Below are 19,605 nucleotides of genomic sequence, written 5' to 3' on the forward strand. Positions count from 1 at the left end.
TACTCGTTGTTGTTATTTGGCGTGCAGGCCGGCGCCCCCCCGCTTGCGGGGGTGTGTCAGGCAAGAAGCTAAGGTTGTCGGGTGAATCAGGAAAACAGCGTCAGCGCACCGGTCAGCAGGGCCAGCGCGGTAATCACCAGGGACGTGAGTACCGCCCATTTCACGGTAGCTTTCTGGAAGTCGCCCAGGTCGCGGTCGACCATGCCCACCAGCAACAAGGTCGAGGCCACCAATGGGCTCATCAGGTGCACCGGCTGGCCAAGAATCGACGCCCGGGCAATTTCCACCGGATCAATCCCGTAGGCCGCCGCGGCATTGGCCAGGATCGGCACGACACCGAAGTAGTAGGCATCGTTGGACAATACGAAGGTCAACGGCATGCTGGTAATCGCCACCACCAGCGGGAACAGGTGGCCCCAGGAAGGCGGAATCCAGTCGACCAGGGTTTGTGCCAACGCATCGACCATTTTCGTCCCGGAAAAAATCCCGGCGAAGATGCCCGCGGCAAATACCAGCAGGACCACGGTCATGGCATTGCCTGAGTGGGCGAGAATGCGTTCCTTCTGAATATCCAGCTGCGGATAGTTGATCATCAGCGCCAGGACGAAACCGATCAGGAACAGAATCGCCGAGTGCATGATCCCCATCACCAGCGCGACCATCACCGCGACCACCAGCAGCAGGTTGACGTAGGCCAGCTTCGGACGCTTGTGCGGCGTGTCCTCCATGATCGCGTTGATGTAGCAGTCACCGCCGCCGCTTTGCAGTTGGACGTTACCGATGCGCTTGCGCTCGGCACGACCCAGCAGGAACCCCGTGAACACCACCCACGCCGCACCACCGATCATGGTCGGCAGCAACGGCACGAAATACTCGCCGGCATCCAGGCCCAGCGCTGCGATCGCACGGGTCGCCGGGCCGCCCCAAGGGGTCATGCCGCTCATGATGCTCAAGGAGAGCATGGAAATGGTTGCCAGGATCATCGGATTCATGCCGATGCGCTTGTACAGCGGCAACATCGCGGCACAGGTGATCATGTAGGTCGTCGTGCCGTCACCGTCCAGCGCCACCAACAGCGACAACAGCGCGGTGCCCACGGCGATTTTCATCGGATCGCCGTTGACCCGCTTGAGGATCTTGCGGATCAGCGGGTCGAACAAGCCGGCGTCGATCATCAGGCCGAAAAACAGGATCGCGAACAACAGCAGCGCCGCCGACGGCGCGACCATTTTCAGGCCATCCAGCATCATCTTGCCGGTGGTCCCGCCAAAGCCGCCGAGCACCGCAAAGACTATTGGCACCACCGTCAGGGCGACGATCGGCGACAGCCGTTTGGTCATTATCAGGAAGGTGAAGACCACCACCATGGCCAAGCCAAGTAAAGCGAGCATATGTCAGATCTCTTGTTGTTATGAGTAGCTTGGCAGACACCCAGGCGCACGCCCTCCCACCCGCCAGGCAACACGCGAAGGTGTGCCTGGCGCAGAGGGATTGAATAAGCTTACGCGGTGCTGTCGAATCAGCCGTGAACGGCTAGATGTGTTTGGCGACCTTCGCGCCGTCCCAGCTCGAGTCCGTTGCCGGGGCTTGCGTCAGGGCAGGTTTGCCATCCAGGGTCTGCAACAGGACTTCGCGGTCACAGGCATTCTCCGAGAGGGAGATCACCACGGTCGCGACGGCGTTGCTCGCCAGGCTGGTCAACGCCCGCGCTTCAGACATGAATCGGTCGATCCCGATCAACAGGGCCAGGCCCGCCAGGGGAATGTCGTGGATGACCGTCAAGGTCGAGGCCAGGGCGACAAACCCGCTGCCGGTCACACCCGCGGCCCCCTTTGACGACAGCAGCATGATCGCCAGCATGGTGATGACCTGGGTCAGCGTCAGGTCGATGTTGCAGGCCTGGGCAATGAAGATCGCCGCCAGTGACAGGTAGATCGCCGTACCGTCGAGGTTGAACGAGTAACCGGTCGGCAGCACCAGCCCTACGACGCCTTTCTTGCAACCCAGGGCCTGGAGTTTTTCCAACATCCGCGGCATCACCGGTTCGGTCGAGGACGTCCCCAATACCACCAGGAACTCCTCACGCAGATAACGCAACAGCTTCCATAGGCTGAAACCGTGCGCACGGCAAATGCCACCCAGCACTACGAAGACGAAGAAGGCACAGGCGATATACAAGGTCATGATCAGCTTGGCCAGCGAGCCCAGCGACGTGATGCCGTACTGCCCCACCGTGAAGGCCAAGGCCCCGAAAGCGCCGATCGGAGCGAAACGCATCAGGTAGGAGAAAATCTTGAACACCATGTGCGAAGCTGACTCCAGCACCTGCAGCACAGGCTTGCCGCGCTCGCCCAGGGACGACAGGGCAAACCCGCTGAGCACCGCGATAAACAGCACCGGCAACACCTCGCCTTTATTGAAGGCGCCGATGAAGGTGTCGGGAATGATGTGCATGAAGAAGTCCACCACGCTCAGTTTCGCGGCGGAGTCGGTGTACTGCGACAGTCCTTTGGTGCTCAACTGCGTCGGATCGATGTTCATCCCCGCGCCAGGCTTGAACAGGTAGACCGATACCAGGCCGATGATCAGGCTAATCACCGTCAGCGCCAGGAACAACAGCAGGGTCTTGCTCAACAGACGCCCCAGCGAGCGCTTGTCACTCATGCCGGCGATGCCAGTGACAATGGTGCAGAACACCACCGGCGCGATCATCATCTTGATCAGCTTGATGAAGGCATCGCCCAGCGGCTTCAAGGCAATTGCCTGTTGCGACCAGAAGTGCCCGACGATCACGCCCAGCAGCACGGCGCAGATGATCTGGAAGTAGAGCGATTTTACAACTTTCATGGCATCACCCATTTTTAGAATTGTTCTGATGCAAAAGACCCTGGCGGCCTGGGGCTATCCGGCCAGCCGCTGGGCCGTCGTGGCGTAGACGTAACCTGAGAAGAGCCGGCGCGCAGTACGTACTACCGAGGCCTGAATGGTCTCACCCTTTTCACCGGTGTAGGACAGTACGACATCGATACCTCCGCTTGGATGCTCAATCCGAACCTGTTGCAAGCGCGGCTCACTGACGGTGCCGAGCAGCTGTGCGACGACGCTGCCCTCGGTCACGCATGCGGTGGCCAGGCCGATGGAACCGGTGATCGCCAGGGCGCGGTGACAGTTGTACGGCATGAAATAACGCACCTGGACCGTCCCGCCGGACTTGGCCGGAGAAACCAGTACCGGCTTGGGAATGACTTTGTCACTGACATCACCCAGGCCCATGGCCAGGCCGGCTTTCAGGCGCAAGGCCTCCAGACGCTGCAGGAAGGCTTTATCGGCGTCCAGTTCGGCGGGGCTTTCGTCGCCGCGCTTACCCAGCTGACTGGCCTGAACAATCATCATCGGCATCGCCATGTCGATGCAGGTCACCGGGATGCCGTCGATCAGGTCCTGGGTTTGCCCGGTCGGGAAGAGTTTCCCCGTCTTGCTGCCCGCGGCGTCGAGAAAGGTCAGTTGCACCGGAGCGGCGGTGCCAGGCACGCCGTCGATGGCGGTATCGCCCTCATAGCTGACCTTGCCACCTGGGGTTTGCACTTCGGAATTGACGAAGGTCCCGGTATTGAGGTTGCGGATACGCACCCGAGTCCGCTCGCCCGACGCCTTGACCAATCCCTGTTCGATGGCGAACGGGCCGACGGCGCAGAGCATGTTGCCGCAGTTGGGTGCGGTATCGACCCGACGCTGGGAAACCATGACCTGGACGAACAAATAGTCGACATCGGCGTCAGGGTGCAGCGATGGGCTGACGATCGCCACTTTGCTGGTTTGTGGACTGCCGCCGCCGATGCCATCGATTTCCAGCTCATGGCCGGAGCCCATCAGGCTGAGCAGCAGCTCGTCACGTTCGGCGATGGCGACCGGCAGATCCCAGGCGAGAAACACCGGGCCTTTGGACGTACCGCCGCGCATTAGCACACAAGGAATTCGCTGCATGAATACTAACTCTTGTTAATCAATCTGGATAATTGATGCTCTGGACACAAGAGTGGCAGGGTTTGAAAAGTGTTTCCAATGCAAAGATCGGAGCGATTATTGCGTTTAACAAATGAATTACTTTACGATGGTTGGCATCGCGCTTCGCCCTGCCAGGTTGAGAAAACATATGGAATATGAGCTTCAGGACATCCGATCTTTCGTGAAAATCGCCGAACTTGGCAGCTTCCACGAGGCCGCAGATGCGCTGCACCTGTCCCAACCGGCATTGAGTCGGCGGATGAAAAAACTCGAGGAAGGCCTGGGAACCGCTTTGCTCGATCGCACGACCCGCAAGGTCAGCCTGACGAGTGTCGGCCGTGATTTCCTGCCCAAGGCGCGGCGCTTGCTGGATGATTTCGACGACTCGATTCTCAACATTCGCGAGCTGGCAGAGCGGCAGATCGGCCGGGTGACCTTGGCATGCATCCCCACGGCGGCGTTCTATTTCCTGCCGTCGGTGATCCGTCTCTACAACGAGCGCTACCCGAAAATCCGCATCCGCCTGCTCGACCTCAGCGCCAACGAAGGACTGGAGGCGGTGCTGCGCGGCGAAGCCGATTTCGGCATCAACATGATGAGCGGCCAGCACCCGGACATTGAGTTCGTGCCCCTGGTCAACGAACCCTTTGTGCTGGCCTGCCGACGCGACCATGAGTTGGCTGGACGCAATGCGGTCACCTGGTCGGAGCTCAGTGATTACCGGCTGATCGGCGTCGGCCGCCTGAGCGGCAACCGCATGCTGCTGGACCACGCGCTGTCAGGCCTGAGCTGGCGCCCGCAATGGTTTTACGAAGTGCAGCACTTGTCTACGTCGCTGGGGCTGGTGGAGGCTGGCCTCGGCGTGTCGGCGATGCCCAGCCTGGCGATGCCGGCCGGGGATCATCCAACCCTGGTCAGCGTGCCGCTGATCGAACCGGTGGTAAACCGCTCGCTGGGCCTGGTCTACCGTCGGGGCTCATCGCTCTCCCCTGCCGCGGAGAAATTCGTCTCGATCCTGCTTGAACAGTGGCCGCAATGAAGCGAGGCCGAATCCTGGATCGATGATCACCTCGAAACGTCGCCCACTCGTACCGAACGCTTGAGCGCAGTGAGGGCACGCTGCCCGTACAAGCCGACGCCAAGCCCCGACACGATGAGCACGACGGCAATGAGTTTGTTGAGTGACAGGCTCTCATCAAAAATCAGCACCGAACCCAGCAGACCGAATACCGGCACCAAGAGCGACAAAGGCGCGACGGTGGACACCGGATAACGTTTCAGCAGCGAGTTCCACACCCAGTAACCGAACAGTGTATTGGGGTAGACCTGGAACAGGATCGACAGGACGGCGCGGTAGTCGAGTTGATTCGCCAACGCGCTGTAACCCGTCGAACCATTCACCGCATAATCCAGCGCGAACAGCGGGATGGGCGAAAACGCGCTGGACCACACCAGGAACGCGAAGACCTGGGTGGTCTTGGCTTTTTTGCTGATGACATTGGCCACACTCCAGGCCACTGCCCCCAGTAGCGCCAGGCACAACCCGGTCGTCGTCACGGTGCCATCAGCAATCGAGAGGATGCTCAACAAGCCACAGCAAGCGATACCGATACCCGCCAGTTGGTAACGGGAAATCGCCTCCTTGAAGATCCACGAACCCAGCACAATGGTGAAAAAGGCGCTGAACTGAAGCACCAGCGACGCGATGCCGGCTGAAAGACCGGCCTTGATGCCCATGTTGACGACACCCCAGAGCCCGATACCGAAGACCAGGCCATAGCCGACGATATAGCGCCACTGCACATCGGGTTTCGGCATGAAAAGAATCGCCGGCAATGCGCAGAGCGTGAAACGAATACCCGCCAGGATCAGCGGGTCAACGGCGATGAGGCCCAGCTTGATCACCGAGAAGTTCACGCCCCATATGGCCGTTATCGAGATGGCGAGTAACAGGTGTCCGATTTTCATGCTGATCTTCCAGGCAGGGTCGTTGAAAAATGCATCGAGGCCATCCATAACACCAACGCGGCGAGGCTGATCAAGGCGCCCAGCAGGCTGACCGCCGCCCAACCCCACAGCGCATAGACCTGGGTCGCGGCAACCGCGCCCAGTGCGCTGCCCACCGAGTAGAAACACATGTAGGCGCCGACCATGCGACTTTGGGCGTCGGGCCGTGCAGCGAAAATCAAACTCTGGTTGGTGACGTGCACGGCCTGTACCGCGAAGTCGAGTAGCACCACGCCGCAAACCAGCGCGATCAAGGAGGTTTCAGCAAACGTGATGGGCAACCAGGAAAGCGTCAGGAGCCCCAGCGACAAGCCGGTAACACGTTGCCCAAAGCCTTGATCGGCCCAACGACCGGCTCTTCTGGCCGCCAGGGCCCCGGCGACGCCAGCCAGGCCAAACAAGCCGATGGCCGTATGCGAAAGCGACAGCGGCGCGGCGCTCAACGGCAGCACCATGGCCGTCCATAACACCGAAAAAGCGGCAAAGATCAGTAAGGCCAGCAGCCCCCTGTTCCGTAGCATCGGCTCGGTCGCGAACAGCATGAACAGCGAGCGGATCAGTGCCAGGTAGGGCTGCCGGTTACAGGGCGACACGGTGGCAGGCACCGCAGCCCAGAACACCGCCGCGATGGCCAGCATCAAGCCCGAGGACACGAAATAAACCCCGCGCCAACCCGCCAGATCGGCGATCACCCCGGAAGTAAACCGCGCCAGGAGAATCCCCAGGACAACGCCACTGGTGACGGCTCCCACGGCCTGCCCCCGCTGGGAGGGCGAGGACAGCGCGGCGGCATAGGCCACCAGCACTTGGACGACTACCGCCAGCAGCCCCATCACGATCATGGCGCCCAGCAAAGCCAACCAATGCTGGGCTGCGCCGACGGCCGCCAGCGCGATGGCAGACAACACCAGTTGGGCGAAAACCAGCCGTTTACGGTCGACCCTGTCCCCCAGCGGGACGATGAGCAGCAACCCCAGCGCGTAACCCACCTGCGTCGCAGTCACCACAACCCCGATCAACCCTGAAGCGACGCCCAGGCTCTCGGCCATCGAGGCGAGCAAGGGCTGGGCAAAGTAGACATTGGCGACGGCCAGTGCGCAGGTCACGGAAAACAATAACGTGAGCGATGGCGAAAGCCCTGGGCACAGCTGTTCATTCAACGAACCCGTGGCGAGGGAGCTTGCTCCCGCTGGGCTGCGAAGCGGCCCCTCTCGTGAGCGCTCCGCACTCAAGCGGGAGCAAGCCCCCTCGCCCCCCTGATTTCCCGAAGGCTGTCGGGTGAAACAGTCGGCCTCTGCTGTCATGGACGTCTCCTTGGCGCTAAACTGGTTTCAATTAAAAACCTGTCTGGATTGTTGCTTGATCAGGTTTCAATTTGCAACCACAAAAATGCCGACCAACTTGGCAATGCTTTTCCAGAGGCTCAATCAAATGGAAACTGCTTCATCGCAAAACAACGAATGCCCGGTAGCCAGGACACTGGACGTGATTGGCGATCGCTGGTCGCTGATGATCATCCGCGATGCATTCGACGACATTCGCCGCTTCAGTGAATTCCAAAAGAGCCTGGGCGTGGCCAAGAACATTCTGGCTTCGCGACTCAAAGCCTTGGTCGAGGTCGGTGTGTTCGACGTTCGTCCCGCCTCGGATGGGAGTGCCTACAAGGAGTACGTCCTGACGGAGAAAGGCCGGGAGATCTTTCCGGTGGTGGTCAGCCTGCGGCAGTGGGGCGAACGTTTCCTGTTCGAGCCGGGAGAAACGCGCTCCGTGCTGTTGGACAACGCCTCCGGCCAGACACTCATGCCGATGGAGGTGCGCTCCTCAAGCGGTCAGAAACTCGGGCCGGCCGATTGCCACAGGGTGAGGCTCGTGACCGACGACCTGACGTGAACGTTTTTATCCCTGCAAGACCAGGGACATGTCCGGGTACCTGGCACACATGAAATCGACAAATGCCCGCACCTTCGGCGCAGCAAGCCGTCGGGAGGTGTGCAAGACCCAGAGTTCGGCTTCTTTCCCCGATACCGTGCCCCACTGGACCAACTCGCCATTGGCCAGTTGGCTCCACGCCATCGATTGCGGGATGAGAGCCGCCCCGCCACCGGCGATGGCCGCATCGCGGATCATCAGGAACGAAGAGAACCTCAGCCTGGGGATCGGTTCCAGGACCAAATGACCACCATCGAGTGTCCAACAGGTGGGCTCGAAACTGGAGACCACAATGCCGGGAACCGAGCGGATGGCGCCGGGTGCGGGCATCGGCAGTCCAGGCGCGGCCACCACCACCAGCCGGTCCTTGGCGAAGCAGCGACCGACCAGACTGCTGTCTGGGCTGGGGTTGATCCGGATGGCGACATCAAATTGTTCCTCGACGAGGTCGACCACGCGATCCTCCGAAATGACCTCGATCGTGACGTCAGGATAAGCCGCACAAAACTCTGCGCCGATGCCTCCCATCGCAAGCTGCGAGAACAGGACTGGGGCAGCGACACGCAAGCGTCCGCGAGGCGTCGATACGCCCTCCTTCGCCGCCGCCATGGCTTCCGCCACCTCGGCCAACGGCCCTTCGGCCCGGGCCAGCAGTAGCTCTCCAGCCTCGGTGAGCTTCAGACCGCGCGCGCTGCGCTCGATCAGCCTTACGCCCAGTTGTTCCTCAAGGTCGGCAATGCGGCGCGACAAGGTGGCCTTGGCTATTCCGCTCGCACGGCTTGCCTTTCCCAGCCCCTCGTTTGTTGCGACGAGGGTGAAATCGATCAGCGCGTTCAGGTTCATGGTGTTCCATTTTTGCAACGGAGTGTCTACATCCTGGCGTCTTCGTTTTACTCCTGCAACACAATATCGTTTGTCCATCGCAACGGGCCGACAAGGTCGTAGCGGACTTTCTGACTCCCCCACCCTTTTGCAGGAGATTCAAATGAGCATTCTCGTTACCGGCGCCACAGGCACCATCGGTTCACTCATCATTCAACGCCTCGCCAGCGCAGGCACCGAGGTCAAAGCCCTCGTGCGCCAACCTGGCAAGGGCTCCTTCCCGGCGGGCGTCACTGAAGTCGTTGCCGACCTCACCGACGTCCCTTCGCTGCGCAACGCACTGGCGTCGGTGCGTACGCTGTTCCTGCTCAACGCCGTGACGCCCGACGAGGTGACACAAGCCCTCATCACCTTGAACCTCGCTCGCGAAGCAGGCATCGAGCGCATCGTCTACCTGTCGGTGATTCATGCCGACAAGTTCACCCACGTTCCGCACTTCACCGGCAAGCACACGGTCGAGCGCATGATCGAGAGCCTCGACATCCCCGCAACCATCCTGCGTCCGGCTTACTTCATGCAAAACGAACTCATGGTCCAGCAGACCATTCAGAACTACGCGGTATACCCGATGCCGATCGGCTCGGCGGGCGTGTCGATGATCGATACCCGGGACATCGCCGATATCGCCGCTGCCGAGTTGCTGCGACGCGACAAGGCACCTTCGGCCCTGGATCGGGTCACCTTGGAATTAGTCGGCCCGCACGCACTGACCGGCACCGACGTGGCGAAGATCTGGAGCACCGCCCTGGGTCGCGAGATCGCCTACGGCGGTGACGATGTGGCTGCCTTCGAAGCGCAATTGGCCGCCTACGGTCCCGCCTGGCTGGCTTATGACATGCGCCTGATGATGTCTGGCATCCAGACGTTCGGTATGCAGGCGGTTGAAGGAACGGTGGAGCGGCTACAGGCCATCCTCGGACGCCCGCTGCGCACCTACGAAGACTTCGTCCGCGAGACCATCGCCGGGGTTTGAACAGCAGGGGTAGTCATGCCGTATTGCTGCCCCGATGATTCAACCGGTCGAGGCAACACGATTACTCCTCGGCAGGCCTCATATGAAAAATCGTATAAGGCAGGATCAACGTATCGGCGACGATACTGAAAGGCAGGTCAATGATTGCAAACGGTGCCAGCGCACGTGAATACACGTCGTTGTCGTTCGTCGAGCCCTTGATGATCTCGATATCGGTCGCCGCACCGCAATAAGGCTGACGGCCGCAAAGTTGCCCCATGCCAAAGGTTTCATTGGCCGTCGCGCAGCCGGCCAGCAGCGCCATCGTCAAAGCCATTGCTACGATCCGCATGCCGCTCCCTCCCCTGGAAAGACCGGACTGTAGCACCGATGGCGGACGACCTATAGGGGCAAGCGGTGTAACCGGAATGAGGGGCGCAAGACTGCACCAGCGCCCCCCAGACCTTCCCATGCATCAATCCCACCACTGAACACTGTTGCCTGGGAAACAATGGATCAACTGTTGCCCGAGCAACAGCCATTCAACAATTCATCCGCCAGACCAACAGTCGCTCCCCCTCCCTGCCCCGCGAAGCCCAGCAAATACTGGGCTTTTCGCGTTGGTACGGCCCTTGCTCAAGCCTGTGTACCTCGATCAACAGTCCAACAGGAACACCTAGGATGAGCACTCCCCTGAAAGTCGTCGCTGTTTCCGGCGGTACCTCCCGCCCCTCGCGCACTTTGGCACTGACCGAAGCCATCCTGGGCGAACTCGGCCAGCACTTGGTCATCGACACCCACTTGATCGAACTGGGCAACATTGCCCGTCCGTTGGGCGGTGCGTTGTGGCGCAAGGAATTGCCGGAAACCGTCGAGCATGAACTGCGCCTGATCGAGTCTGCCGACCTGCTGGTGGTGGCCGCGCCTGTCTATCGCGGCACCTATCCGGGCCTGTTCAAGCATTTGTTCGACCTGGTCGGCCAGGACGCCCTGGTCAACACGCCGGTACTGCTGGCCGCCACCGGTGGCAGCGAGCGCCATGCCCTGGTCCTCGATCATCAACTGCGCCCGCTGTTCAGTTTCTTCCAGTCGCTGACCCTGCCCATTGGCGTGTACGCCAGCGAGACCGATTTTACCGACTACCGCATCGTCAACGCGGCCTTGCAGTCGCGCATCGAGCTGGCAGCCGCACGCGCCGCTCGCCTGTTTGCCGACCAGGCGCATGCTTTGCGCAAGATCGCCTGAGGAACCCGCATGAATCACCACTGCATTTGCCTGGAAGGCCTTTTTGCGAGGGATATCGCGTGAGAATCCAACAACAGCCCACCGTGTTGACCCCGCTACAGACCGCCCGCCGCCTGGCTGCGGAATTTGCCGAAACCGCCGTCGAGCGTGATGAGGCCGGCGGCACCCCCAAGGAGCAACGCGACGCCATTCGCCAGAGCGGCCTGCTGGCCTTGAGCATTCCAACCCAGTTTGGCGGCCTCGGGGCCAGTTGGAGCGAAACCCTCGGCGTGGTCCGCGAGTTCGCCAAGGTGGACAGCTCCATCGCCCATGTCTTCGGTTTCCAGCACCTGATGCTGGCCACCGTGCGCCTGTTTTCGCGCCCCGATCAATGGCAACCCTGGTTCGAACAGACCGCCCGCAAGAACTGGTTCTGGGGCAACGCGTTGAACCCGCTGGACACCCGCACCGTGGTCAAGACCTTCGACGGCTGGCGCGAATTCTCCGGCAAGAAGAGCTTCTGCTCCGGTGCCAGCGACTCGGAAATGCTGATCGCCTCGGCCATCGACGAAAGCGCCGGCGGTAAACTGCTGATCGCCGCGATCCCCAGTGGCCGCACCGGCATCACCCTGCACGGCGACTGGGACAATATGGGCCAGCGCCAGACTGACAGCGGCAGCGCCACCTTCGAACGGGTGCGCGTGGAAGAGAACGAACTGCTGCTCGACCCCGGCCCCCTGAGCACGCCTTTCGCCTGCCTGCGCCCGCTGATCGCCCAATTGCATTTCTCCCACATCTTCCTCGGCATCGCCGAAGGCGCCCTGGAAGAGGCCCGCCATTACACCCTCAAGGAAGGTCGGCCGTGGTTCCGTTCCAAGGCCCAGCACGTCAGCGAAGACCCCTATGTGCTACGCCACTACGGCGAGTTCTGGGTCGGCCTGGAAAGCGTGCGCCTATTGGTGGAACGCGCCGCCGAGCAGCTCGATGAAGCCTGGCACAAGGGGCACGCGCTGGGTGCCGAGGAACGCGCACAACTGGCGCTGTCCATCGCCACCGCCAAAGTCGCCGCCGTACGCACCGGCCTGGATATCTGTAGCCGCCTGTTCGAAGTCACCGGCGCCCGCGCCACCCACGCTTCGCTGCGCCTCGACCGCCATTGGCGCAACCTGCGCACCCAGAGCCTGCACGACCCGGTGGATTACAAACTCCACGAATTGGGTGACTGGGCGCTGAACCAGACGCGGCCTACCCCCTCCTTCTACTCATAGGGATGCCCATGCAACTGCTGACTCTCCCCCCTTCGCCGACACTGGCTACCTCGATCCGGGCGACCGCACAGGTCTTCGAAGACCCTAGATCGCAGGCGCTGCTCGCTCACGTGCAACAGGTCGCCCCCAGCGAGGCCAGCGTCCTGATCATTGGCGAGACCGGCACGGGCAAGGAGCTGGTCGCGCGTCACATCCACAACCTCAGCGGCCGCCGCGCCGGACCGTTCGTTGCCGTCAACTGCGGGGCCTTTTCCGAATCACTGGTGGAAGCTGAGCTGTTCGGCCACGAAAAAGGTGCCTTCACCGGCGCCCTTGCCGCCAAGGCCGGCTGGTTCGAGGAAGCCAACGGCGGCACGTTGTTCCTCGACGAGATCGGCGACCTGCCGATGGCCATCCAGGTCAAGCTGCTGCGAGTATTGCAAGAACGCGAGGTGGTGCGCCTGGGCTCGCGCAAGAGCATCCCGATCAATGTACGCGTGGTCGCCGCCACCAACGTGCAACTGGATAAGGCCATCGGCGCCGGCCACTTCCGCGAAGACCTGTATTACCGCCTCGACGTGGTCAGCCTGCAACTCTATCCATTGCGTGAGCGACCGGGCGACATCCTGCCGCTGACCCGTCACTTCATCAAGACCTACTGCAATCGCCTGGGCTATGGCGAGGTGCGCCTGACTTCGCAAGCCGAACGCAAACTGGTGGACTACAGCTGGCCGGGCAACATCCGCGAACTGGAAAACGTCATCCACCACACCCTGCTGGTGTGCCGCAACGGCCTGGTGGAGGAAGACGACTTACGCTTGTCGTCCCTGCGCATCGAGCGCCAGGAACAACCCCAGGCCACCCACGGCGAGAGCGCCGACGAACAACTGCTGCGCACCTTTCACCGGCTATTCGAAGAACAGGCCGGCGGCCTCCACGAGAAGGTTGAAGACAGTCTGCTTCGCGCAGCCTATCGCTTCTGTCACTGCAACCAGGTGCGCACCGCCAGCCTGCTGGGCCTGAGTCGCAACGTCACGCGGGCGCGTCTGATCGCCATTGGCGAGCTGGTGGTCAACCGACGCCGCCCGGACAGCAACACGCATCCGGGCCAGGCCCTGCAACTGTCAATCTGATCACGATAAAAACAGGCAATGCGGCCCGGCCGACAAAGCCCCGATACGCCAAGCGTTGCGATACAGCAAGGGCCCCATGCGCCCTTCCATACTCTCAACCGCACAAGGATCAAACTTCATGAGCCTGGATATTTTCTGGTTCCTTCCCACCTCCGGCGACACCCGCTACCTGGGCCATTCCGGCAGCGGCCGGCCGGCGACCAACGCCTACATGCGCCAGATCGCCGTGGCCGCCGATCAGCTCGGCTACGATGGCCTGCTGATCCCCACCGGGGCCAGTTGCCTGGATCCCTGGGTGACCGCTGCCAGCCTGGTTCCGGTGACCCAGCGGATCAAGCTGCTGGTGGCGCTGCGCACGTCGCTGGGTAACCCCACGGCCTCGGCGCGCCAGGCCGCCAGCCTGGATCAGGCCAGCGGAGGCCGCCTGCTGCTCAACGTCGTGCCGGGCGGCGATGCCACCGAACTGCAAGCCGACGGTGTGTTCCTCACGCACGACGAGCGCTATGACGCCTCCGACGAATTCCTGACCATCTGGCGACGCCTGCTCCAAGGCGAGACCGTCGACTTCGACGGCAAGCACTTGAAAGTACGTGGCGCCCAGAACTTCTTCGCCCCCGTGCAGCAACCGCACCCGCCGCTGTACTTCGGTGGTTCATCAGAGGCCGCCCACGAATTGGCGGCCAAACATGTGGACGCCTACCTGACCTGGGGCGAACCACCGGCTGCCGTGGCCGAGAAAATCGCCGACGTGCGCGCCCGTGCCGCCAGGCATGGGCGCAGCGTGCGCTTCGGCGTGCGCCTGCATGTGATCGTGCGGGAAACCAGCGAAGCCGCCTGGGCCGCCGCTGACGAGTTGATCAGTCACCTCGACGACGCCACCATCGCTGCCGCCCAGGCCAACTACGGCAAAATGGATTCCGAAGGCCAGCGGCGCATGGCCGCGTTGCATGGCGGCGACCGCAACAAGCTGGAAGTGGCCCCCAATCTGTGGGCCGGTGTCGGCCTGGTCCGTGGCGGTGCCGGCACCGCCTTGGTGGGCGATCCACAAACCGTCGCCGCACGCCTGCTCGAATACGCCGAGCTGGGTGTCGACAGCTTCGTACTCTCGGGCTACCCGCACCTGGAAGAGGCCTACCGCTTCGCCGAACTGGTGTTCCCATTGTTGCCGGGCAAGGGCAAGGTCACCGTCGAAGGCGCCTTCACCGGCGGCGCCTTCGACGTTCGCGCGGGCAAGGAGAAAGTCGCATGAAAGTCATCGATCTACGCTGTCGCCCGGCCTACCTGCACCCCTTCTTCGGCGGCGTGCCGGGCTCGCCCGAACACGCCGTGGCGCGCTGGCTCAACCGACGTGTCGGCACCCGCGGGCCGGACGATCACTTCGAGCGCTCGCTGACCCCGCAGGGTTTTCTCGCCGAAGTACGGGATGCCGGCCTGGACAAAGCCGTGGTGGTCGGCCGCCACACCCCGGGGCAACACCTGCCGAATGAACGCATCCGCGAAATCGTTCACGGCCACGACGAGTTGATCGGCATCGGCTCGGTAGAACCGGTGCTGCAGGGAATCGAAGGCGCCCTGGCGGAAATCGACCGGGCGATCGACCAACTGGGCCTGGCCGGCATCGACCTGGAGCCGGGTTTCGCCGAGCCGGCCCGACACCCCGACGACGCACTGTACTGGCCGATCTACGAACATCTGCAAAAGCGCGGTATCCCGCTGTTCCTGATGAGCGGGCCGACCACACCGGACCCGAGCTACAACGACCCGGCACGCCTGGCTGCTGTGGCTCGGGCGTTCCCGGACCTGACGATCGTCGTTTACCACGGCTACTGGCCCAATGTGCAGCAGGCCCTCGGCGTTGCGTTCCGCTTTGAAAACATTCACCTGGTACCGGACATGTACCTGTTCCAGCCGGGCAGCGAGGGTTATGTGCAGGCCGCCAACGGCTACCTGGCCGAGCAGTTGTTGTTTGGCTCTTCCTACACATTCCGCCCAATCCGCCAAAGTATCGAAGATGCCCTGCAACTGGGGCTCAAGGACGAGGTGCTGGAGAAGTTCTTCCACGGTAACGCGCGCAGGGTGTTAGGGCTGGCCTGAGCCGACGTCGACTCTGTTTCTCGTGCAGCATTTCCTGCGGTTCAAACCCTGCCGCAGGAAACCCGGGGAGTGCTCCAGCACTCCCCGGATCCATTCACCTACCCAGCCCATTTCCTTGTCCGTCGGCCAACGCAGCGCCATTGAGGTAATGGTCGCCAAGCAGTCGACGTTGAGTCAGCAATGCCGGCTCGGGGTTTTCCGGCAAGGGCCGCGGCAAGCTGCGACCGGCCAGTTCGAAGTAGACATGGCCGGCCAGGCGCGCCGATTCAGCGGCGGCCAGGCGAAAAGCGATGGCGGCCGACTGGGACTCGTCGGCGTGCGCCAACAAGGCATCGGCAGCGTCGATGCGGATGCGCAGTTCACCGACCGCGGCGATCACCAGGGCCTCATGACGAGCGCTCTGCGCACGCAGGTAGTCAAGCAGCGCCGCCTCGACATGACGGGCATGGGCCAGGTCGCTGCGGCCTTGAGAATGTAAGTTGGACATGCGCGATACCTCAGTTCCAGGAATGACGTTGCGGCTTGATGCCGTTGAGAAGCTGATTGCCGACCAAGTGATATTTCCAGCGAACCGGATCGTGCAGGGTATGAGTCCGCGCATTACGCCAGAACCGATCCAGCCCCTGGCTGGCCGAGACGCTGCGGGTGCCGCCCAACTCCAACAGGCGGCTGGAAGCCTCCAGGGAAATCTCGGTGGACAGCACCTTGGCCTGGCCGACGATTACCGAGGCCTCGGCAACCCGTTCTTCGCTGGGCTCGGCGACAGCACGGTCGACCGCGTGCGCCGCGCGCCGCAGGATCGCTTCGGCCGCTTGCAGGCGCCAGGCCAATTCACCAATCAACGCTTGGCCGAGTGGGTCCTGCCAGCCGTGTTGCAACCCGCTGTCCACCCATGGACGCGCCTGGCGTGCCACGCGCAAGGTTTCGGCGAAGGCGCCACGGGCAATGCCGGTGTCCACCGCAGCCTGGATGATTTGTGAGATCGGGCCGTCGGAGGTGGGTTGGTCATAGGCCTTCCAGGCTGGCACCACGTCGCTCGCCGGCACCCGCACGCCTTCGATGCGCACCTGGCCGCTGGCGGTGATGCGTTGGCCAAAACCGTCCCAACTGTCGATCACCGTCAGGCCCACCGCATCCCGTGGAACGAGGGCGATATGAACGTGCCCCGCTTCGTCCACCCCGGCGACCGGCACGATGTGGGCGAACAACGCACCGGTGCAGTAGGCCTTCTCGCCGTCGAGTATGGCCGTGTCGCCGTCGAAGCGGATCTGCGTCTGGAAGGTGGTGACGTACTGGCTGCGCGCCTCGGAAAAGGCGTTGCCGAAGCGATAACCCTGCAACACCTTGGCGTAGTAACGGCGCTTCTGCTCCTCGCTGCCGGTCAGGCTGAGGTTGCTGAGCACCCCGAAATGGTTCTGCGGCAACTGGCCGAGGGACGGGTCGGCAGCGGAAATGATCGCAATCACTTCGCTGAGGGTGGCATAAGACACCTCGGCGCCACCGTAGGCCTTCGGCACGCGGATCGCCCACAACCCGCTCGCGGAAAAGCGTTCGAGTTCCTCCCAAGGCAACCGCCGCTCGCGGTCGCGCAAGGCGGCCTCGCGGGCGAAATCCTCGGCCAGGCGCTGTGCCACCTCGATGGCCTCGGCGTCACTACGGATGATGTGGGCCGAACTGCGTGGCGCCGGACGCGCCTGCCCAGGCTGATCGAAAGACGGTGAGTCGGTCATGTGCTACTCCATGCATAACGGGTTCACCCAGAGCTAAAGCACAGCCCGTACCAACCTTTAAAACGCTTTATATTCAATACCTTGAAGAAATATCCGAGTACGCTTGAAAGCCTCGGGAGCGGCAAACTGTCGATGGACTGTTGCCCAGCGAACAGTTGCGTCACACCCCATCAACGAGCCTTGCCACCCAGGTAGAAATGCTGGATGTCTTCCCGCGCCGCCAGCTCCGTGGCGTCGCCCTCACCCACCACCCGCCCGTTCTCCAGGATGTAGGCATAGCTGGCATGGCGCAGGGCGACATTGATGTTCTGCTCGGCCACCAGAAAGCTCATGCCTTCCTGGGCATTGAGCTGCGCGACGATGGCGAAAATCTCCTCGACGAGGATCGGCGCCAGCCCCATCGAAGGTTCATCGAGCAGCACCAATCGAGGCTTGGTCATCAGGGCCCGGCCAAGGGCAAGCATCTGCTGCTCACCACCCGAGGTCAGCCCGGCCTGGGTCTTGCGCTTGGTCTTCAGGCGTGGGAACCAGGCGTAGATACGCTCCAGATCCTGCTCCAGCTCCCGGCGTGTCGGCTTGCGCAGGAAACCACCGCTGCGCAGGTTGTCCTCGACAGTCAGGTGGGCGAACACATGTCGTCCCTCCAGCACATGGACGATGCCCTGGCGCGCCAGCAGATTGGCCGCAACCCCGGCGGTGTCCTGTCCCTGGAAGACAATCCGTCCACGGCTGACTTGCGCCCGATCGGCCTGGACCAACCCGGAGATGGCCTTGAGCGTGGTGCTCTTGCCGGCCCCGTTGGCGCCGAGCAGGGCGACGATGTCACCCTGTCCGACCCGCAGGGAAACCCCGGCCACGGCGAGGATCGCGCCGTCGTAGATCACTTCGATGTCTTGCACCGCCAGCAACTCTCTGTTTTCGGTGCCGGCAAGGGCCGCGTTGGTCATGATTCCCTACTCCTTGGGCGCGGTCGCGCCCGGTTGTGTTTCGATTTACCGAACCGAGTGCATGGCTACAGCGCCGCGCAATCGCGGGCGGTCACACCCTTCTCTTTCGCATATTCGGCGGCCTTGGCATCGATCAGTGGCCGCAACGTCGCGCGGTCGGCCTGGACCCAATCGGTGATCAGCTTCCACTGCTGGCCGTCCCATTGCTGCACCTTCGCCGCGCCACCGCCCTCGTGGTCGCTGCATGACAGCTTCAGCGGCTGCATCAGCCCAAGAAAACCGATTTCCTTGAGGCGTGCATCGTTGAGGTCGAGGTGCTCCAGGCCCCAGCGGCCCTCCTCACCGTTGAGCGGACGATTGCCGAAATGCTTCTGCCCGGTGCGGATCGCCTCGACGGCAATGGCGGCGTTCACCAGGCCAGAGTTGTAGTAGACGCTGCCGAAGCTCTTCGGATCCTTGAGGTCGCTCTTGCCGGTGTCGAGGATGTACTGGCGCAGGCGCTGGTGAATATCGAAGTCGGCGCCGCCCGGATAGGGGGTCAGTGCCAGGTAGCCCTTGCCTGCCTCACCGGCCGGCAGCACGTCTTCGTTGGAACTGGCCCAGATGTCGCCGACGATGCGCTCCACCGGGTAGCCAAACCTTGCGGCGGTCTTGATCGCCACCGGCGTGGACACGCCCCAGGTCCGCAGGAACACCCAATCCGGCTTGAGCTGGCGCACCTGGCGCCACTGCCCGGCCTGCTCATTACCTGGGTCGGCCACCGCGATCTGGATGTTCTCGAAGCCGTATTTCTGCGCCAGCAGCGCCAGTGGCCCCTGGGTTTCCCGGCCGTAGGCGGAGTCGTGGTAGACGGTGGCGATCTTCTTGCCCTTGAGCTTGTCCAGCCCGCCCTCGCGCTCGGCCACATAGTTGATGAACGCCGAGGCCTCGCTGTAGAAGGTCAGCATGACCGGGAAGTTATAGGGAAACACCCTGCCGTCGGTGGCTTCGGTGCGGCCATAGCCGAGTGTGATCAAGGGAATCCTGTCGGCGGCGGCCTTGTCCGCGAGGGCATAGGCCGCTGGCGCGCCATTCGGCTGGTAGACCGCCACCGGCGCGCCATTGAGGCCGTTCTTGAAGCGTTCGTAGCATTCGATGCCCTTCTCCGCCGTCCATTCGGTCTCGCACTCCTGCCAGACCAGCTTGACGCCATTGATCCCGCCTTCCACTTCATTGATGTAGCGCAGGTAATCGATCATTCCGGCCCAGACTGGAATGCCGCTGGAGGCATAGGCGCCGACCCGGTAGGTGGCCAGGGGGAAGAACTGTTCGTTGGCCGCCTGAGCGGCCGGTACCAGCACCGCGCAGGCGCTGAGCGCCAGGCCAACGACGGCGAGACTACGTTTGAGGGTTGCATGCATGATTTTTTTCTCGGCTTGAGTGCCCGACCGCGCCATGGCAGCCGGACGACAGTTA

Annotated in this window: 19 protein-coding genes; 8 read left to right on the plus strand and 11 right to left on the minus strand. The window is 62.4% G+C overall.

All coding sequences use genetic code 11. The features are described 5' to 3' along the window. Positions 1 to 86: 86 nt before the first annotated feature. The 3 genes from PSH86_RS18390 to PSH86_RS18400 form a co-directional block, all read right to left on the minus strand. Positions 87 to 1,391: a CitMHS family transporter gene (locus PSH86_RS18390; RefSeq protein ID WP_305484100.1), complete on the minus strand. Its 1,305-nt coding sequence runs from the start codon at positions 1,389 to 1,391 to the stop codon at positions 87 to 89. Between the two features lie 142 nt (positions 1,392 to 1,533). Further along, a complete protein-coding gene (gene dctA / locus PSH86_RS18395; protein ID WP_109753248.1) occupies positions 1,534 to 2,859 on the minus strand; it encodes a C4-dicarboxylate transporter DctA in 1,326 nt (441 codons plus the stop codon). Between the two features lie 42 nt (positions 2,860 to 2,901). Further along, positions 2,902 to 3,984: a 4-oxalomesaconate tautomerase gene (locus tag PSH86_RS18400; protein ID WP_305484103.1), complete on the minus strand. Its 1,083-nt coding sequence runs from the start codon at positions 3,982 to 3,984 to the stop codon at positions 2,902 to 2,904. Positions 3,985 to 4,153: 169 nt separating this feature from the next. Between PSH86_RS18400 and PSH86_RS18405 the strand changes: the two genes are divergently transcribed. Beyond that, entirely contained in the window at positions 4,154 to 5,044 is an 891-nt protein-coding gene (locus PSH86_RS18405; protein WP_109753250.1) for a LysR family transcriptional regulator, read from the plus strand. 26 nt (positions 5,045 to 5,070) lie between these two features. Here PSH86_RS18405 and PSH86_RS18410 read toward each other — a convergent pair whose 3' ends face one another. Together PSH86_RS18410 and PSH86_RS18415 are read right to left on the minus strand one after the other, a co-directional pair. Beyond that, a complete protein-coding gene (locus PSH86_RS18410) occupies positions 5,071 to 5,973 on the minus strand; it encodes an EamA family transporter (protein ID WP_305484107.1) in 903 nt (300 codons plus the stop codon). Then, complete coding sequence (locus PSH86_RS18415; RefSeq protein ID WP_305484110.1) at positions 5,970 to 7,172, minus strand: MFS transporter; 1,203 nt, start codon at positions 7,170 to 7,172, stop codon at positions 5,970 to 5,972. The genes PSH86_RS18410 and PSH86_RS18415 overlap by 4 nt, the downstream gene beginning before the upstream one ends. A gap of 271 nt (positions 7,173 to 7,443) precedes the next feature. Here PSH86_RS18415 and PSH86_RS18420 point away from each other — a divergent pair, with 271 nt between their 5' ends. Beyond that, complete coding sequence (locus PSH86_RS18420) at positions 7,444 to 7,902, plus strand: helix-turn-helix domain-containing protein (protein ID WP_109753253.1); 459 nt, start codon at positions 7,444 to 7,446, stop codon at positions 7,900 to 7,902. A gap of 6 nt (positions 7,903 to 7,908) precedes the next feature. On the opposite strand, the gene PSH86_RS18425 is transcribed toward PSH86_RS18420, so the two are convergent. After that, entirely contained in the window at positions 7,909 to 8,784 is an 876-nt protein-coding gene (locus PSH86_RS18425) for a LysR family transcriptional regulator (protein ID WP_305484113.1), read from the minus strand. Between the two features lie 142 nt (positions 8,785 to 8,926). Here PSH86_RS18425 and PSH86_RS18430 point away from each other — a divergent pair, with 142 nt between their 5' ends. Next, positions 8,927 to 9,796 carry an NmrA/HSCARG family protein gene (locus PSH86_RS18430; RefSeq protein ID WP_109753255.1) on the plus strand — a complete coding sequence of 290 codons (870 nt, stop codon included), beginning with the start codon at positions 8,927 to 8,929 and terminating at the stop codon, positions 9,794 to 9,796. 61 nt (positions 9,797 to 9,857) lie between these two features. On the opposite strand, the gene PSH86_RS18435 is transcribed toward PSH86_RS18430, so the two are convergent. Then, positions 9,858 to 10,127, minus strand: coding sequence for a YceK/YidQ family lipoprotein (locus tag PSH86_RS18435; protein ID WP_109753256.1), 270 nt, complete (start codon positions 10,125 to 10,127; stop codon positions 9,858 to 9,860). Between the two features lie 329 nt (positions 10,128 to 10,456). On the opposite strand from PSH86_RS18435, the gene msuE reads away from it, so the two are divergent. The 5 genes from msuE to PSH86_RS18460 all read left to right on the plus strand — a co-directional run bounded on the left by msuE (position 10,457) and on the right by PSH86_RS18460 (position 15,473). Then, a complete protein-coding gene (msuE, locus tag PSH86_RS18440) occupies positions 10,457 to 11,020 on the plus strand; it encodes an FMN reductase (RefSeq protein WP_109753257.1) in 564 nt (187 codons plus the stop codon). A gap of 59 nt (positions 11,021 to 11,079) precedes the next feature. Beyond that, a complete protein-coding gene (locus tag PSH86_RS18445; RefSeq protein ID WP_109753258.1) occupies positions 11,080 to 12,267 on the plus strand; it encodes an acyl-CoA dehydrogenase family protein in 1,188 nt (395 codons plus the stop codon). 8 nt (positions 12,268 to 12,275) lie between these two features. Next, positions 12,276 to 13,379, plus strand: a complete 1,104-nt coding sequence (locus PSH86_RS18450) for a sigma-54-dependent Fis family transcriptional regulator (protein WP_163858125.1) — start codon at positions 12,276 to 12,278, stop codon at positions 13,377 to 13,379. A gap of 118 nt (positions 13,380 to 13,497) precedes the next feature. Continuing rightward, the gene (gene ssuD, locus PSH86_RS18455) at positions 13,498 to 14,628 is read left to right on the plus strand and encodes an FMNH2-dependent alkanesulfonate monooxygenase (RefSeq protein ID WP_109753260.1); all 1,131 of its coding nucleotides are present in this window, start codon (positions 13,498 to 13,500) and stop codon (positions 14,626 to 14,628) included. Beyond that, positions 14,625 to 15,473: an amidohydrolase family protein gene (locus tag PSH86_RS18460; protein WP_109753261.1), complete on the plus strand. Its 849-nt coding sequence runs from the start codon at positions 14,625 to 14,627 to the stop codon at positions 15,471 to 15,473. The genes ssuD and PSH86_RS18460 overlap by 4 nt, the downstream gene beginning before the upstream one ends. A 94-nt stretch (positions 15,474 to 15,567) precedes the next feature. Here PSH86_RS18460 and PSH86_RS18465 read toward each other — a convergent pair whose 3' ends face one another. From PSH86_RS18465 to PSH86_RS18480, 4 genes are all read right to left on the minus strand, one after another. Continuing rightward, positions 15,568 to 15,960, minus strand: coding sequence for a hypothetical protein (locus tag PSH86_RS18465; RefSeq protein ID WP_116832731.1), 393 nt, complete (start codon positions 15,958 to 15,960; stop codon positions 15,568 to 15,570). 10 nt (positions 15,961 to 15,970) lie between these two features. Next, the gene (locus PSH86_RS18470; RefSeq protein WP_305484126.1) at positions 15,971 to 17,203 is read right to left on the minus strand and encodes an SfnB family sulfur acquisition oxidoreductase; all 1,233 of its coding nucleotides are present in this window, start codon (positions 17,201 to 17,203) and stop codon (positions 15,971 to 15,973) included. Between the two features lie 170 nt (positions 17,204 to 17,373). Continuing rightward, positions 17,374 to 18,150 (minus strand): ABC transporter ATP-binding protein, encoded by a 777-nt coding sequence (locus tag PSH86_RS18475; RefSeq protein ID WP_109753264.1) that lies wholly within the window; start codon positions 18,148 to 18,150, stop codon positions 17,374 to 17,376. A 65-nt stretch (positions 18,151 to 18,215) separates the two neighbouring features. Beyond that, positions 18,216 to 19,550, minus strand: coding sequence for an ABC transporter substrate-binding protein (locus PSH86_RS18480; protein ID WP_163858117.1), 1,335 nt, complete (start codon positions 19,548 to 19,550; stop codon positions 18,216 to 18,218). Between the last annotated feature and the right edge of the window lie 55 nt (positions 19,551 to 19,605).

It is taken from the genome of Pseudomonas sp. FP2300, from assembly GCF_030687595.1.
Taxonomy (GTDB): domain Bacteria; phylum Pseudomonadota; class Gammaproteobacteria; order Pseudomonadales; family Pseudomonadaceae; genus Aquipseudomonas; species Aquipseudomonas bijieensis.

What these genes read in the sequence shown, in the direction of transcription:
- PSH86_RS18390 (WP_305484100.1), bottom strand. Translation starts at nt 1,391, where the DNA reads ATGCTCGCTTTACTTGGCTTGGCCATGGTGGTGGTCTTCACCTTCCTG.
- dctA (WP_109753248.1), bottom strand. Translation starts at nt 2,859, where the DNA reads ATGGGTGATGCCATGAAAGTTGTAAAATCGCTCTACTTCCAGATCATC.
- PSH86_RS18400 (WP_305484103.1), bottom strand. Translation starts at nt 3,984, where the DNA reads ATGCAGCGAATTCCTTGTGTGCTAATGCGCGGCGGTACGTCCAAAGGC.
- PSH86_RS18405 (WP_109753250.1), top strand. Translation starts at nt 4,154, where the DNA reads ATGGAATATGAGCTTCAGGACATCCGATCTTTCGTGAAAATCGCCGAA.
- PSH86_RS18410 (WP_305484107.1), bottom strand. Translation starts at nt 5,973, where the DNA reads ATGAAAATCGGACACCTGTTACTCGCCATCTCGATAACGGCCATATGG.
- PSH86_RS18420 (WP_109753253.1), top strand. Translation starts at nt 7,444, where the DNA reads ATGGAAACTGCTTCATCGCAAAACAACGAATGCCCGGTAGCCAGGACA.
- PSH86_RS18425 (WP_305484113.1), bottom strand. Translation starts at nt 8,784, where the DNA reads ATGAACCTGAACGCGCTGATCGATTTCACCCTCGTCGCAACAAACGAG.
- PSH86_RS18430 (WP_109753255.1), top strand. Translation starts at nt 8,927, where the DNA reads ATGAGCATTCTCGTTACCGGCGCCACAGGCACCATCGGTTCACTCATC.
- PSH86_RS18435 (WP_109753256.1), bottom strand. Translation starts at nt 10,127, where the DNA reads ATGCGGATCGTAGCAATGGCTTTGACGATGGCGCTGCTGGCCGGCTGC.
- msuE (WP_109753257.1), top strand. Translation starts at nt 10,457, where the DNA reads ATGAGCACTCCCCTGAAAGTCGTCGCTGTTTCCGGCGGTACCTCCCGC.
- PSH86_RS18450 (WP_163858125.1), top strand. Translation starts at nt 12,276, where the DNA reads ATGCAACTGCTGACTCTCCCCCCTTCGCCGACACTGGCTACCTCGATC.
- ssuD (WP_109753260.1), top strand. Translation starts at nt 13,498, where the DNA reads ATGAGCCTGGATATTTTCTGGTTCCTTCCCACCTCCGGCGACACCCGC.
- PSH86_RS18460 (WP_109753261.1), top strand. Translation starts at nt 14,625, where the DNA reads ATGAAAGTCATCGATCTACGCTGTCGCCCGGCCTACCTGCACCCCTTC.
- PSH86_RS18465 (WP_116832731.1), bottom strand. Translation starts at nt 15,960, where the DNA reads ATGTCCAACTTACATTCTCAAGGCCGCAGCGACCTGGCCCATGCCCGT.
- PSH86_RS18470 (WP_305484126.1), bottom strand. Translation starts at nt 17,203, where the DNA reads ATGACCGACTCACCGTCTTTCGATCAGCCTGGGCAGGCGCGTCCGGCG.
- PSH86_RS18475 (WP_109753264.1), bottom strand. Translation starts at nt 18,150, where the DNA reads ATGACCAACGCGGCCCTTGCCGGCACCGAAAACAGAGAGTTGCTGGCG.
- PSH86_RS18480 (WP_163858117.1), bottom strand. Translation starts at nt 19,550, where the DNA reads ATGCATGCAACCCTCAAACGTAGTCTCGCCGTCGTTGGCCTGGCGCTC.